The 15,928-nt window shown below is 42.3% G+C and carries 13 protein-coding genes; 7 read left to right on the top strand and 6 right to left on the bottom strand.

Annotated features, from left to right (window positions below; genetic code table 11):
• The 6 genes from HMPREF9999_RS08325 to HMPREF9999_RS08300 form a co-directional block, all read right to left on the bottom strand.
• The coding region (locus HMPREF9999_RS08325) for an Ig domain-containing protein (RefSeq protein WP_009752277.1) at window positions 1-2,122 on the bottom strand (2,122 nt) is incomplete at its 3' end.
• A 672-nt stretch (window positions 2,123-2,794) separates the two neighbouring features.
• Entirely contained in the window at window positions 2,795-3,856 is a 1,062-nt protein-coding gene (locus HMPREF9999_RS08320; RefSeq protein WP_009752276.1) for a relaxase/mobilization nuclease domain-containing protein, read from the bottom strand.
• Window positions 3,846-4,271 (bottom strand): plasmid mobilization protein, encoded by a 426-nt coding sequence (locus HMPREF9999_RS08315; protein WP_009752275.1) that lies wholly within the window; start codon window positions 4,269-4,271, stop codon window positions 3,846-3,848. Before HMPREF9999_RS08315 ends, HMPREF9999_RS08320 begins: the two co-directional genes overlap by 11 nt.
• Before the next feature lie 359 nt (window positions 4,272-4,630).
• Window positions 4,631-5,101, bottom strand: a complete 471-nt coding sequence (locus HMPREF9999_RS08310) for a DUF3408 domain-containing protein (protein WP_009752274.1) — start codon at window positions 5,099-5,101, stop codon at window positions 4,631-4,633.
• Between the two features lie 4 nt (window positions 5,102-5,105).
• Window positions 5,106-6,098: a toprim domain-containing protein gene (locus HMPREF9999_RS08305; RefSeq protein ID WP_004344883.1), complete on the bottom strand. Its 993-nt coding sequence runs from the start codon at window positions 6,096-6,098 to the stop codon at window positions 5,106-5,108.
• 236 nt (window positions 6,099-6,334) lie between these two features.
• Window positions 6,335-7,768: a VapE domain-containing protein gene (locus HMPREF9999_RS08300; protein WP_004344881.1), complete on the bottom strand. Its 1,434-nt coding sequence runs from the start codon at window positions 7,766-7,768 to the stop codon at window positions 6,335-6,337.
• Window positions 7,769-8,283: 515 nt separating this feature from the next.
• Here HMPREF9999_RS08300 and HMPREF9999_RS08295 point away from each other — a divergent pair.
• The 7 genes from HMPREF9999_RS08295 (at window position 8,284) to HMPREF9999_RS08265 (ending at window position 15,673) form a co-directional block, all read left to right on the top strand.
• Window positions 8,284-8,586, top strand: coding sequence for a helix-turn-helix domain-containing protein (locus tag HMPREF9999_RS08295; protein WP_009752272.1), 303 nt, complete (start codon window positions 8,284-8,286; stop codon window positions 8,584-8,586).
• A 12-nt stretch (window positions 8,587-8,598) separates the two neighbouring features.
• Window positions 8,599-8,889: a helix-turn-helix domain-containing protein gene (locus tag HMPREF9999_RS08290; RefSeq protein WP_004344878.1), complete on the top strand. Its 291-nt coding sequence runs from the start codon at window positions 8,599-8,601 to the stop codon at window positions 8,887-8,889.
• 284 nt (window positions 8,890-9,173) lie between these two features.
• Window positions 9,174-11,573 carry a T9SS type A sorting domain-containing protein gene (locus tag HMPREF9999_RS08285; RefSeq protein ID WP_004344877.1) on the top strand — a complete coding sequence of 800 codons (2,400 nt, stop codon included), beginning with the start codon at window positions 9,174-9,176 and terminating at the stop codon, window positions 11,571-11,573.
• A gap of 59 nt (window positions 11,574-11,632) precedes the next feature.
• Window positions 11,633-12,694 carry a radical SAM protein gene (locus HMPREF9999_RS08280; protein ID WP_021583969.1) on the top strand — a complete coding sequence of 354 codons (1,062 nt, stop codon included), beginning with the start codon at window positions 11,633-11,635 and terminating at the stop codon, window positions 12,692-12,694.
• Window positions 12,695-12,699: 5 nt separating this feature from the next.
• Window positions 12,700-13,761, top strand: coding sequence for a Gfo/Idh/MocA family protein (locus tag HMPREF9999_RS08275; protein ID WP_004344873.1), 1,062 nt, complete (start codon window positions 12,700-12,702; stop codon window positions 13,759-13,761).
• Window positions 13,762-13,765: 4 nt separating this feature from the next.
• A complete protein-coding gene (metK, locus tag HMPREF9999_RS08270) occupies window positions 13,766-15,025 on the top strand; it encodes a methionine adenosyltransferase (RefSeq protein ID WP_004344871.1) in 1,260 nt (419 codons plus the stop codon).
• Window positions 15,026-15,034: 9 nt separating this feature from the next.
• Window positions 15,035-15,673, top strand: coding sequence for a hypothetical protein (locus HMPREF9999_RS08265; protein WP_004344870.1), 639 nt, complete (start codon window positions 15,035-15,037; stop codon window positions 15,671-15,673).
• Window positions 15,674-15,928 lie beyond the last annotated feature (255 nt).

Below are 15,928 nucleotides of genomic sequence, written 5' to 3'. Positions count from 1 at the left end.
GGACTTCCCACACGATGGTACTCGTAGCTTCTTTAGGAGACACTTGCGCCGTTAAGTTGAACTCGCTATTAAGCTGTTGGGTCAATGTCGCAGGCAATTCGATGCGTGCCACATTGGGCGCAAGCACAGTCACTACACATTGTGCCGTCACTCCGCCTGCATCCTGTGCACGCGCTATGATGGTCGTCTTTCCTGGTTTGATGGCGCGGAATTTGCCATCAGCAAGCATGGCGACAATGTTCTTGTCTTGGACTTCCCACACGATGGTACTCGTAGCTTCTTTGGGAGAAACTTGCGCCGTTAGGTTGAATTCGCTATTAAGCTGTTGTGTCAATGTCGCAGGCAATTCGATGCGTGCCACATTGGGGGCAAGCACGGTTACTACACATTGTGCCGTCACTCCGCCTGCATCTTGAGCATGCGCAGTGATAGTCGTCTTTCCTGGTTTGATGGCGCGGAATTTGCCATCAGCAAGCATGGCGACAATGTTCTTGTCCTGGACTTCCCACACGATGGTACTCGTAGCTTCTTTGGGAGAAACTTGCGCCGTTAGGTTGAATTCGCTATTAAGCTGTTGTGTCAATGTCGCAGGCAATTCGATGTGTGCTACATTGGGGGCAAGCACAGTCACTACACATTTAGCCATAGCTCCTCCTGCATCCTGTGCACGCGCTATGATGGTCGTCTTTCCTGGTTTGATGGCGCGGAATTTGCCACCACCCAGAGAGGAGATAATGGTATTGTCTGCTACTTCCCATACGATGGCACTGGTTGCTTCTTGGGGGAAAGTCTTCGCTTGCAGTGTAAATTCGTTGTTGAGTTGTTGTATTTGATTCTCAGGCAAGATGATTTTCTGCACATTCGGAACGGGCACTGGATCTTTAGGGAATGGTTCAATTTTGTCTCCGACTACGCAACGTTCTGCATTGATGATCTCTCTGGTTTTTGGGTCAATTACAAGAACGATGGCGTGGACTTTCGTATCTTTTTTGACAAAGCGAAACCCTTTGTAATAAGGCAAATTTCCAAAAAGATGGGTGTGCTCGAAAGACTTATCAAGCGACATCTTATTGGGAAGGCTGTTTATAATGCCATTGTCGATACCTGTAGCACTAAGTACAACATCATTAAATGGCATGCCTCTAACTACCCGATCTGCATGATAGAAGAATTGCATTTCAGGTACACTATTGGCCCACTCTGAATCATGAGAAAAATTGTTGTACTGAAAGAATGAAGGGTCTTTTAGATTGTCGGCGGTCAGCGCATAGGCCAAGCGGTAGGGGTTTTCTTCTATTGGGCAGCGAAATGTGGTAGAACTGCGCACTTCTATAGATTTGCGATCTGCAGACCAGGCAGCCTGTATTTTGACCTCTACAGGTGTTTGCTGGAATCCCGACACTTGCTCTACATCATTTAGCAAACCGAAAGAGTATTGATTGGTACTACTTTTGCCCATATAGGCAGAAACTACGTCTTTGCCATTCAATACAATTTTGGGGCGACCTGGAAACTTTCTGAATACATTATAGTAATCTCCAGCCCCCAATAAGTGGTCAGCATGTGCAGCTAGGCCAATAACACGGTCGGAAGCAATATGATTGAGACGTTCTAAAGATGCTATACCACTTGGGCAATGTGGGCAATCCATTGCTGTTAGTTCTTCGACTACGGCCTTACGCCATACTGCGCGTGACAAAGTGAATCGCTCACTTCCGCTTGTGGCGAAACCATTACGATTAGGTTGACCATTGACTTTGACTATTGTTACTGAGAATGCATCAAAGCCTGGTCTATTAGCCGCTGGAACTTCAATGTCAATAGAGACATTTTCATCGTAGGTCAATGGTTTAGACAATTCTATATTGCGCTCTTCGCTTGTGGTTCCATTCAAATATAGGGTATAGCTGATACTCTTTACCGGGTAGTTGCGTTCCCAATTGTTTAATAAGACACGGGCTTTCCCTGTTTGACCAGAAGCTACATATACTTTGTTAGAGACTGAACAACTGACGTTTTGGGCTTTAATAGGAGAAATGAGCAGACAAAATAATATTATCACGGCAAAACGAATGCGTGATGAATATAAACGATGCAAAAGGCTCTGCAAAAAGAGTTTCATAGTGAATCTGGAATGATTGTATTGATGCAAAGTTAGCAATTTACAGAAAAATGGAGCTTCTTGATGCCATGTATAATCTCTGTTTTTTTATTCTTTTAGCAGTAGGACTTGCGATTTTCAAACGGTGTAGGCTATGCAGTTCCTTTCGATTATAAGGGTGAGGGTTCTAAATTCTTGGTGATTTGAAGGTTGCGAAAGTATCCTCAGAGTTTGGGAATCAATCTTCCTAGTTGTCGATCAAAAGGTCGGAGTTTTTCTCAAAATCGTGGGAGAAATTCTGAATTATGTCGGATGTTTTTTGGGAAAAAGTCGATGTTTCTTGACTTCTACTTGGAGAAACTATGAATAGTGCCCTAAGGGGCCGAAACACGCCTGTGGTTTTCTTTAACAATCGTGGAATGGACAATCTCCCTCGCGCGCGTACGTACAGCAATTTCGCACTTTTTGCTTTCAAAGATAATTATAAAAATATATCTGTCTGAAAATAAAGAAGTTACCTTGTTTGTACAACTAAACTGGTAACGATTTGGAAACGAGCGAACTACTTGGCTTCGCTGTTTTCTGCCTAACAAAGAACGCTTGTTATTCTGTTTGCAAAGATAATACTTTGTTACCGAATAGCAAGCGTTTTTGATGAGATATTCTTTATTATGCACTTTTTGTATGCTATGTTTATATTCCCCTTCCACGTTTCTTCTTTCTGTTAGCTTGGTATCTGAGTTTGCGCTGCCATGCAGCTTCGGTTAAGTCATTGCCTTGTGTACTTGGTGTAATTAAATCGCCTAACCCTTCCACCACTTCATCGGCTGCGCTAACGATGGTGTCTGCCACTGCACCAATGGGATTCTGCACTTGTGAGGTATCATTGTCTCGTGAGATAGAGGAGCGGCTTGGAGGTACAAGTTGGTAGCCTGTATCAGATTGTTCTTTCTTTTCTGTAGGCTCTTGTACTGTTAGATGTGGTTTCCTTGATTCTTCCTTGTTGGTTGTTTCAAAGTTCTTCTGCAAGGAATGGTAGCCGAACTCCCTGCCGATTTCGGAAGCCTTGAAGGATTGCCCTGCGTATGAGAACTTCAAGCCATATACCTTGCCCTGCTTGTTCTTCATACGCTTTATGGTAATGCCGTTTTTGTTCAATTCATAAAGGAACATGGAATGCCCCGTGACACCTGTTCCTTTGTACTTGTCAAGCAAGGTGTAGCAAATCTTCTGCACCTGCTGCTTTGTTTGCTCTCTTGTAGGGCTGGCTTTTTCCTTTTGGTGTTTCCTTTCTGCCTTGACCTCTTTTGCAATGGTCAAGCCTTTCTCCCTGCTGATTTCCTCTGCCACCCTTGCAGCCCTATTGCTCACAAAGGTGGTATCATAGACTTCTCCATACAGACTGATACGGTTAGCAATTATGTGAATGTGTCTATTATCGGTGTCCTTGTGCGTTACTGCCACCCATTGGTGGTTGTCAAGTCCCATTTGCTTGGCAAACAAATGTGCTATCCACATATATTCGGACACAGACAGCTTTTTCTCGTCCTGCGGTGCGATGCCAATTTCGATACGGAGAAACTTGTTCCTGCAACGGCTGTTGTAGTTACTGACCACTTTCATTTCCTCATAGATAGTCTTTGGATCTCTGCTGCAAAGATTGTGGAATGCAAGCCGACTACCGAGTTTGCCTTCCCTGAAAATATAGTCCAAAGCTGTGCTTCCGTGCGCTATCGCCTTGCATTTACCTATCATTTCTTGTTAGATTTAAGACCTTATATATTTCATCATCCACCCGAAAATGCGGGTCGTAAAACCGCTTAAATGCCTCTTTGGCACATAGCGAAAGGTTCTTGGTGATATGTAGCCAATCCTCGTCCTTGAGCTTGATGAGATTGGAAATCTGCCCATAGAACCTTCCTGTATGTTGGAGAATGGCAATGGCTTCCCTCTCATTGTCTGTCATCTTGGGAACGGCTGTTACTTCTCCGTTAAGGAGTATTTCCCGACAATAATCGGAGAATTTCCGTCCCGTGCTTTCCGCCCTTGATTTGATACGTTTCTTCTCTTCACTGGTACATCTTACCTTGATGAACTCCGTTTTGTTCATCCGCTGTTCTTCTTTATCCTGTTGCTGCCATCGGGCAGCTTTTCCTTTATATCTGTTCATATAAGTTTCCTTGAAAGTTAATCATTGTAGATGATTCGTTGTTGCTTAATTCCTGAACGCTGACCGATGAGAACGGAGTGATTACGGTCTTATCTCCCCGACAGTAGGACAAGGGGAGCAAGCGCAGTTTGTGGGTACAAACTGACGTCTTGCTGGTGTCAGCTAACGAAACGTTTACGCATAAAGCGTTTTGTTGCTTGAAAGCGAATGCCGTGCATTCCATGCATAACTGTATTCGTGGCATTCCCACCGTTCAGTATGTTCAGTAAGTGTCCGTTGGCATGTTCTCTGAAAAGGTTGAGGGGTTTGAATGGAATGCTTGTCCCTTTCCTTAAAACCCTCGACCTTGTTTCTGTGACTCACAGCCTTCTCCATTTTTCTATGTCCTCACCGTATTCCTTCAGATGCAGGCGCACGATATTCTCCACGAAACTTGAGAGGTTGCTGCCCCTGTCACCCAGCCTGCGCACGATGAAGTCGGCACGTTCCTGTGTCTCCCTGCTCAGATAGACCGCCTTTCGGTCACTCAACTTGGTCGGCACAAGATAGGCTTGCTTGTAGGATTCGAGTGTCTTTTTCCTCATCTTGGCACTGACGCGTCTTTGAACGGTTACGTTCTCCGTGTTCAGTGTATGCTCGGATTGCTCTGAAGCGATGTCCGCTTCTCCTTGAGTAATACGGTCCTTCTTCATTTCTGCGTTTGTTGTTGTTTCCTCCACAGGAACGGATTGTGCTTCCGTCTGTGAGATTACCTCATTGTCCATTTTATCATCTTGGCATTCCAAGAACCATGAAAGGTCTTTGTCATTCATCATTGTTTTCTTTTTCATTTCTCTATCTCATTTTATGTTTGACTTGTTTTGATTTATTGCTTTGATTTTGTTCTGTAACCGACATGTGTGCCAGTATCTGCTCTTTATGATTCTGTCGCTCACGGACACGACTGACATGAAAATCGTTGAGATCCTTGAAGTCTTTGTAATGTATGTTCATGTCCTCAACATGGAAGCCTGCCTTTATGAAATCTTGAACAGCCCTCCGCCCAGCATCGTCATTATCAAGGAAGGTACGAATGGAAGATATTCCCTGCGCATTCATATACCGAATTGCTTTGGCGGTATTGCTCACGGAGTTTAGCACAAGGCAGGCACTTGTTACTTCTTCTTTCATTGAAAGAAAAGAAAGAAAATCCATAAATCCCTCGAACACACAAGTTGGCTGCATTTGGTTTATTATCTTGTCGGTGAATATAGGAGTAATGTCCTTCGGAGCTATCGTTCCCTTGAACGTGCCATTGTCCCGAAGTTCATGCCCTCCTGATTGATTGGCAAAGCCGATGGATTGATAGCGCCTGCCCCTTACCTCATAGCTGATACATTTAAGGAAAGGCTTTGCCTTTTCCAAATCAATGCAGCGTACCTTTGTAAGATACTCCTGCAAATGTGGCGGTAGGGTGTCTGATATACTTATCAGTTTCCTTGTCTCGTTTGCAGCCATCGTTGGTTGGAGATTGTTTTGTGAGAAGTCTTTGTGAGAACTATATACTGTATTATCGGGAGCGTTCTGCCCCAAGTGGTGGATGGCTTCCGATAGCGTGCAGCCCTCCAAACGCATACAGAGGTCGATGATACTTCCGCCCCTGCATTCGGCATAGTCTATCCAAAGGTTCTTCTCTGTGTCCACTTTGAAACTCGGATGTGTTTCTGCACGCAGCGGTGAGCGGTACAACGCATAGACTGATGTTCTGCGTACAGGCTTGATGCCTTTACTTTCAAGATACTCCACGATGGGGTATTGCTTGATGCGTGATAAATCTTCTTCTTTCATTGTGATATGTTTTAATTGAATGGATTGAATAATTTGTGTTTGAATGACAATGGTGTATTTGAATGATATTTGAATGGTAGGTGAATGCTTATTGAAAGAAAATCTTTTTTCAGAAGTTTTTCCCCTCCAAACTTTTTCATCTTTCTTCTTACTACATACTATTTTGACATAAGTAGTTGATTTCCAATATTATTTTTTAGTCCCAAGTTATACTACCAACCTACTACATGTGCCTACTACATCTGATAGTTGCAACTGCCTAATAAAGGACAAGGCAATATCTTCCTTACCTTATATACATAGATGGGACTGCCACCCTCTCGCCTCTTGCTCACTTTCTCAAAGCCTGCCCTTTTCAGGGCTTCGCCCATGTGCTTTAAGGACAAGGGATGATGCGTGTAAAGTCCCAAGTAGGTGATTATCTCTGTGGTAGTCATATAGGTACAGTTGGGACTATCCTCCGTAGGTTTCTCAAAACAGCGCAACAGTAGTTCCATTTCTGCCGTCTGTACTTGGAAATCCTCACTCTCCCTGTATAGTTCCGTTATCTCTTCATCGTCAAACCAATAGCGGAAACCTATGCTCAGCAAGGCTTTCGCTTCCGCATAGACATTATCCATAGAAACAGCCTTTGCTCTCTCAATATCTATGGAAAGCACTTCAAAGGGCAGAAACCGTCTGCTGCCTGTGGGGTCGGTAAGGAAATCGTTACCATTTACCGATGCAACGAAACTCGCCAAGTGTGGGTGTTCCTCCACATACTTGTCGTAAGGCATACGGTACTTGACCATCGGACAGGTGATGAGGTTTTTCAGTTCGTTCTCGTCACGCTTGTTGAGGGCTTTGAGCTGGTCGTCAATGTTTACGATGAGGTTTTGCCCTATATAGGTAAGCGTGTCCTTCTCTTGCGGATATATCTTTCCCGTGTAGCTGTAACCATGCAGGGCAGGTGGGCAGAGCAAGTCAAGGAAAGTTGTCTTGAACTTGCCCTGCTCGCCTGTCAGTACAAGACAGGTATGGTTACGGCATTCACGGTCGTCCATGGCGTTGGCGACCACTGCCACGAGCCATTTGGTAAGGTATGGCAGCCACTTGTCAGAGTTGCGCACAACTACGCAACTTGCCAATTCGGGAATGGCTTTCAGTGAAAGGGAAGAAATATCACAATGGTTATTGTGTTCATTATTACCATTACCACTACTGCCATGACTACAACTATCGCTATTGCCACTATAATTACCTCTGCTATTACCAATATCCACCAAAGGCAATCCATTGAAATACTCCTGTATGGGATTGACACGTGGAGAGAAGCTGCTCTCTATAATGGAATAGAGGTTGTCGGAAGATGTGATAATCCCCACATCGTTGTCAAGTTCCCTGCGGAGCGTGTTGCTTTCATAGCGACCCACTTTTGAGAAGTGAGCATCTTCCTTACTTCGGTATTCGGTTCTACCTAACACCGTGTTGTACCTAAACTCATAATAAGAGGAGAGATAGGTTTCTATCTCACCATTTTTGGAGGAAGTCTTCCTTTGCTTGGGCGTATTATTTTCGTCCACTGAATTGCCTTTATCTGCATTCCTTTTCATTATATGCTTGGTTTGGTTTCCGAGAGTGAAGTTATGAAGAGAACTGGAAAGTTCCAAGCATTCGGAGAGTGCTTGCATAATGTTGCGTTCATTCGCAATAAAGTTCGCACGGATTTTTGAAGAGACAGGAAAAGAAATAACTGATTTAAGCCCGAATTAAATCAAAACAGGGGATAAAATAGCAAGGAAAGATAGAGGTAGAAGTGTACCCTTTTGCACACGTTTGCGGTATTCTGCACCGATATTGCAAACAATAAGAATCAGCACAGAAATAGGGTAGCTTTTGTCCACACCAAGAGTGCTACAAGGTGCCACTTAAAAGAAGTATGATAGAATAGGACATGCACCGCCCTATCTTTGCGCCAAACAGACGGCGAAAGAAGAAAACAGGGAAAGAATGCGCAAACGGCTGCCGATAAAATGCGTTAGTTTTTCCTTGAAGTTCCCGATATTTCCCTGCTGTTCCCTGCTGCTTTGAAGTGTGACAAACTCATCATACCTTTGCAGGCATAAACGTGCAGTGAAACGTAGAACAGACAAAGGTGTTGTCAATACCAATAAGACAGAATTACAAACAAAATAACAATAAAACTATGGGATATTTTATCATTACGGATTCAAATTGGGCAAGGTTGAGAAACGAGATACTCAGTCTTGCCGAGACCTGCCACAAGGCATTCGGAGAACAGAGCAGACACACCGATTGGCTGCACAACGGCGATGTATGCAGGTTGCTTAATATCAGCAAGCGTACATTGCAGCACTATCGGGATACAGGTGTGCTGCCGTTTACGCAAATAGGGCATAAGTGCTATTACAGGCGTGAGGACGTGGAGCGGCTGTTGCAGACTAAATCGGAGAAGACAAAAACAGACAGATTAAAGAATAACAAATAAGACAAGGGTATTATGGAATCAGTAAAGGACTTGAATATGGAAGCGGATGATATGCAGGTGGTGCTGTCCGCACTTGAAGGAATGAACAGACGGATAAAGGAAGTGGCACAGACACACAAACCGCTGTTTGGCGGTGAGCATTTCCTGACAGGCAAGGAAGTATGCGAACGGCTGTATATCAGCCCTCGTACCTTGCAGGACTATCGGGACAGGAAAGTTATCCCCTACACGCAATTCGCAGGGAAAATACTATACAAGGCTTCGGATTTGGAGAAGTTATTAGAAGAAAATTCCATTGCGTAGATGTTATGAAATATTTAAGGGAAAGATACAGCCTTAATTATAGAAATATTTTGTAACATAATGTTTGGGTCAGGAGGTATTTCTCCTTGACCTTTTCTTTTTTTATAGGAATGAAACACAGTGCCATCAAACGCATTAACAAACTCCTTTCTTCGTAATTCTGTTTATATGTACCTAAAACGCAGTATTTTTCTCAGAAATCATACTAAAAACTTGGAAATGTCACACAAATTCCCTAAATTTACACCGTCTAATTTAGTATAAACCCTTTTAATAAAGAACTTATGAAAAAAGGTATTACTACATTGTTAATTTTATTTGCAACAACAGTTGCTGCTTTCTCACAAAGTGTGGAGAGCATTAGTTATTACGAGAAGAATCCAAGCTTAGGTGGCGATGTGAAGATTCTCAAGTGTACAAAATCAATTACAGAGGCTCAGACTTTCACCACCTTTGAAGTCGAAGCTCCAGTTTCGGGGCTTCATTATGCCAACTTCTGGGTGTTAGGGACGAAGAAAGCAGATGGCACACTATCTGTTTACAAAGTAATGGTAAACAACGAGTTGCAAGATGATGTCTTAGCCCCTGTGTCAAACGACTGGCAGGCGATAGGCTTGAAGAAGTCTTCAAAGGTGTTCCTGAGAAAAGGCAAGAACACCATCTCTATTGTTGGGACTGCTCCTGACGTTCCAGAGGTTGAATTTGTCAGACTTTCTAAGGATTTGGGAAATTCTACCATTTCGTCTCAAAATTACAATGACTATAAGGTAGAACTTAAGACCTTATCTCATGAGAATGCACTCAGTAATGCAGAACCGTCTTTGAATTTCTGTGGCAGAGACACATTGGCTATACCTTTGTTTGCAAAAGCAAGAAGTGTTTCCTACGACTCTCCTTTGTATGATTTTGAATACATTAGAAATTGCAAAATAAAGTACTCTTTTTTCAAGACAGTTTCTTTCCAGAGAGGACAGCAAATATTTATAGCGACAAACGGAATTGACAACTATGACCATGTTCTTGAGTTGTTCAGTGCAAACAATCCTGAGCGATACACATGGAATGCACATTCCAACAATCAATGCCTTGCTTCCTTGAATGTCAACATTCCTGAGACGGGACTTTACTACGTCAGAGTACGTTCATGGCTCAATGCCACAAGCGGACTTGCTAATGTCAATATCAACGGAGAAAATTATTACAGCAATGTCCCTTTGTTTAGTTTGGGAATAGTATGTAATCAAGGAACAGATCAAGTATATAACACTTTTGTATGCTCCAAGGGAGGTGATCCGATGGTTTGGATAGAATCTTACGGAAATCCATCTGGAATTATCGCTTACAATGATGATTATCAAGGGAATGGAGACTTTGATTGGGGAAGATGGGCGCGAATTAACAAAAAGTACTCAGTAGCAGGCAATGCCGTTTTGTTGTCGCAGTACAGCTCTTATCAGCCAGAAGTTCTTTGCAATGTTTACATAAAATGTAAAAAAAGCAGCGTAAATAACGTTACATATGCTGGCTCTTTTCCTTACTTGAAGGAAGACGATGCGATTATGTCCGCTCCCGAGTCTCGAACCTATAACTGTATAAGCTGGTCTGGAGGAATAACATCCTATTGGGAATGGCCTCCTTCGACGCATTCTAACTTCTACGACCCTGACCCGTTGAGGGCTTTTGACAAATTCTATGCGTCAAGAGGACTTACAAGGGTTGGTGCAAATGCTGAAAACGGGACAGTTGCTTTATGGGCTATCGTGCGGAATGGAAAAAGAGAATATACACATGCTTCTGTTCGGGATGGGGCTGATGGCAATTTGCATGGATATGACTGGGAAAGTAAGCCTGGTGCTTTGGCACGAACTTTCCATCCTAGAAACGGAGTGAGAGGTAATTCCTATGGGGAAATCGTAGAATATTACCGTAAAGACACTTCGTTGGGAACAAAACCACAGTTAAGTGCCGATGCAAAAGTAGCACAGGTTTCGTTTACCGATTTGGAGCAAGGTCTCATTGAAAGCAGAATTGCCTTGCTGCCTGCTGGAACAGAAAGCAAGTTCAAGAGTTTAGTTGCACTTTGGGATAAGGATATAAACCAATCTCCTTATAGCAGTTTTGAACAATTAGGAGAATATGACAGTTATCGTCAGCTTAAATCTTATTGCGCATCTGTTCCGTCCAGTCAATTCTTGGTATATAAGGAACTGGGAGAAGGCAACATCTTTATGACTAAACTGTTGGAAGATTTGGTACCACAAATTCCAACAATCAAAAAAGAGACAAAATTTGGGGCTAAGCCTGTGCTGACCGCTCCTGTGGTCATTACGGAAAGCGAGCTGGTTTCTCCTTATGCAAACACGATGCTATATGTGAAAGGATTGCTCAGCGGTATGGATTTAACTCCTGTGGTTCAAGAGGATTCAGCCAATCCTACAAAAAATGGCAGCAGCTTTGGTGTAGAAGTCTCAGGGAACACTCTTAGCATAAGCTACACCCTTGAGAATGATTGTCAATTCTCGATGACTATAACAGATGTTTATGGGCATGTTGTTACCTCTTATAAACAGAATAAGTACAAGGGTTCTTATTCATACAAGGCGACATTGCCTCATAGCGGTACATACGTTATAAGTTATAGTGAAAATAACAAGACAAAACAGCAAAAGATAATCGTTGAATAATTCTTTTTCTCCGCATACCAAGTTAACTTGGTATGCGGAGAATACTATAAACATAATCAATGTATAACGTTTTAGACTATCTCGTAACTGGAGGTGCATTTGTAAAAAACATAACAGTACCTACAGATAAGACTTTATCATCCTTGATGATTTATTCCACATCACTTTGTCAGTCACGGTGTAAACATTGCTCTATTTGGAAAAAGCCAATAGAGCATTTGTCATTATCGGACATCATTCGGATAATGTCGAGCAAGTGCGTAACAAAACGGACAACCGTCGGTCTGGAGGGGGGGGAATTTATTTTACATCCTGAAGCTGATGCAATACTGAACTGGTTTCACAACAACCATACAAACTACACCCTGCTATCAAATTGCCTTGCACCCTCTAAAGTTATCGAAGCTGTAAAGAAATACAAGCCCAAACATCTGTATATTTCCTTAGATGGGAACAAGGAAACATATAAAACTCTAAGAGGGCGTGACGGATATGACAAGGTCATTCAGGTGGTGGAAAGCTGTAAGGACTTTGTTCCCATATCGTTCATGTTCTGCCTTACTCCATGGAACACGTTTGAGGACATGGACTATGTTATTCAGCTTGCCAAACACTATAACATTGATGTCAGAATAGGCATTTACAATACGATGGATTTCTTTGATACCACCGAGGACCTAATGGAGGTCGGAAATGACTACATAAAAAAGATTCCGCAATCTATCCATAAAACACAGGAAAATTTTGACTTTGTGGCTCTGTACGATGAATGGAAAAAAGGAAATCTGCGCCTAAGATGCCACAGTATATACAATGAACTGGTAATCCATTCCAATGGGAATGTTCCCCTGTGCCAAAATCTGGATGTGATTCTCGGCAATGTTCACAACAATACTCTTGACGAAATCTTCAATTCACAAAGGACTGCTAAGATTCAATGTGAGTATTCCCATGACTGCAACAAATGCTGGATTAACTACCATCGTAAATTTGACATAATACTTCTCCGTACAGCCGAGAGGTTTTTCCCTAAAAAACTTATCGAAGCGTTTTACGGGAAATATCAGTGGACTGCTGATGAAAAATGCACGTACCGCAAATATTTCAAAGGATTAATATAGCCTAAATGACAGACATTCAGAAAATCATCAGACTTTACAAGCGCAGAAGGGATAATAAATATCTCTCCGACTGTTATGAGAAGAACTATGCTATAATTGGTTTTGGAAACCACACCATCCACAACCTTTTCCCCGTCATCCAATTTCTACAAGTCAACGTGAAGTATGTGTGCTGTTCTTCCACGAAAAAGGCAGAACTGATAGGGAAAAAATTCAAGGGCATAATAGGGACAACATCTATAAAGGATATTCTCAATGACGAGACAGTCGCAGGAGTGTTTGTGTCAGCCACACCTGCGTCACATTTTGAAATTGCATCAGAAGTTATAAAATCGGGGAAATCTCTTTTTATAGAAAAACCTCCCTGTATGTGTTTAAAGGAACTAAACAGCCTTATTGACAAGCAAAGGTTATTTGGATTTAATACCACAGTTGTCGGAATGCAAAAAAGACATTCTCCGCTTGTTTCCAGATTGAGAAAGGAAATAAAAGGCAGGGAATTAAATAGTTACAGCCTACGTTACCAAACGGGATTGTACCCCGAAGGCAATGAGATATACGATTTGTTTATACACCCTATCGACTTGGTCGTTTTTCTTTTTGGAGGGGCTAAGATACTGGCGATGCATAAAGTCAAAAGTACAAAAAAAGGTGGTGTGACCTACCTGCTGATGCTGGAACATGACAATATTATTGGTACTTTGGAATTATCCACACTTTATTCTTGGAAAGATGCTAGTGAAAATGTCAGAGTGAACACGCAGGACGGAACGTATGAAATAGACCAGATGGAGCGACTGTCATTTGTGCCATCAGTATGTACCATAGGTGGAGTACCAATCGAAAAAGTGCTCCCCACCAAATTATCCAACGAGTGTCTTTTATCAAGAAACAACTTCAATCCCATTTTGGCAAACAACCAGATTTACACACAGGGATATTTTAACGAGATAAAGATGTTCGTGGAAATGACGGAAATGAAAAATGGTACAGCAGAAGAATATACGGATTTCATGACGCTGCGTTCCACATACGCTATATTAGAAGAATTAAACAATATAAGATAAAAAGATGAGACATTTATTTACATCGGAGTCCGTTTCAGAAGGACATCCCGATAAGATTTCAGACCAGATTTCAGATGCGTTGCTTGACTATTTCCTTGCTTATGACAGAAATGCTCACTGTGCAATAGAAACATTCGTAACGACGGGGCAGGTGGTCATTATGGGTGAAGTGCGTTCCAGTACATACATCGACCTTCAGAATGTTGCCCGCGAAACAATAAACAAGGCTGGTTACACAAAAGCTGAATATCAGTTTGACGGTGATTCATGCGGTATCCTCACGGCTATTCACGAGCAGAGCGATGATATAAACAGAGGCGTTTCCAATAAAGATACGGACGAACAGGGTGCAGGTGACCAAGGTATGATGTTCGGCTATGCTACCAATGAAACCGAAAATTATATGCCAGTTTCTCTTGATTTGGCACATCTCATTATGAGAACACTCTCCGACATACGCAAGGAGGGCAAGGAAATGACTTATTTACGCCCCGATGCAAAAAGTCAGGTAACAATAGAATACACCGAGAACAAAAAACCTCTGCGCATTGACACAATAGTGGTAAGTACTCAGCATGACGATTTTGACGTGGACGACAAGAAGATGCTGGACAAGATTAAGAACGATGTGATTAACATTCTTATGCCTCGTGTCATTTCCCAATGTGATTCCAAAATACAAAAGCTGTTCAACAGTAACATAAAGTATCTTGTAAATCCAACAGGAAAATTTGTTATAGGAGGTCCGCATGGGGATACGGGGCTTACTGGGCGAAAAATAATTGTGGATACATATGGGGGACGAGGAGCACATGGCGGAGGTGCTTTCTCTGGAAAGGATCCAAGCAAGGTAGATCGCAGTGCTGCTTATATGGCACGATATATTGCCAAAAATATGGTAGCAGCAGGGGTTGCGGACGAAATTCTTGTGCAGCTGGCTTATGCCATCGGTGTGGCTGCTCCTGTCAGCGTATCGGTTGATACATATGGACACAATAATGTCGGAATGTCGGACGGAGAAATTGCACAGAAGATTTTTGAAATGTTCGACCTGCGCCCTAAAGCCATTGAAAGGCAGCTTAAACTAAACCAGCCGATGTACACGGAAACGGCAGCCTATGGTCACATGGGACGGAAAAATGAAGTTGTGAACAAAACATTTACAAGCAGGTATCATGGAACAAAAAACATTCAGGTGGAATTGTTTACATGGGAGAAATTAGACATGGTGGATACGATAAAAGATAGTTTCCGCATAAAATAATTAGGGACGATGATAAGGACTAAGGGACTCTCTGTCATGTTGCTTATTTTGGAATTGCTTTTGGGACTCGTGGAATTTCTTTGTCTCTCCGGGTGTGGAAACGACAGGGAAGAATATGAGTACATCTATTACCCTGAAGGCACTTCATGGAAAGAAATAGTGACAGACCCTTTCCGTCCTTTTTTCTATCAGATTTATCTATATACTGTCAGGGAAGACACCATCATTAAGGGAGTCGAATACAGGAAAGTTTATGTAAATGGCAAGAAAAATGCCGTTTTCTACCTCCACGAGCAGGGAAAACAAATTTTTTATTACGACAAGTTCATTCCCAAACCCTTACTTGTCTATGATTTTGAATGGAAAATAGGCAAGCCTGTTTCAGCATTTTTGGTTGATGACAGAAGTTTCCATATAATTGATACCATCAGGCAAATCAGCAGAGAAAAGTTGTCGCTTCATCAGGAATACAAATACATAGACACTCCGCTGGGCAGATATGTAAACTCTATAGGATTTGTTGACCAATCTCTCTTTCCGTATTCGATGTCCAAAGCAAGGGAAGGTTTCATTATTAAGACAATATATTTTGAGCGAGGGGAAAATGAGATGTTTAGTAACCATAATTACGACTATTTGTGGCAATAGAATTGTTGCCTTCAAGGAATATGCACGACAGCTAAGAAAAACCTTCTTGTATTTGTCAATCTTATCTACATAGCCATATCCGAAAGTTCACAATCCTCTCTGACCGCATTCCACGGCTAAAAAACATATCCTTTCCGTTCATGGATTGGTAGTATGTAGTCATACCGTAGTTGCACATATAGTCATCTACCAACTACAACGTAATACCTTCTCTGTCACTGTGTTACCTTGTTTTGTAGTAATGTAGTAAGATAA

The sequence above is a fragment of the Alloprevotella sp. oral taxon 473 str. F0040 genome (assembly GCF_000318095.2).
In the GTDB taxonomy this organism is placed as follows: Bacteria; Bacteroidota; Bacteroidia; order Bacteroidales; family Bacteroidaceae; genus Alloprevotella.
This window is presented reverse-complemented; position numbering and strand designations above follow the sequence as displayed.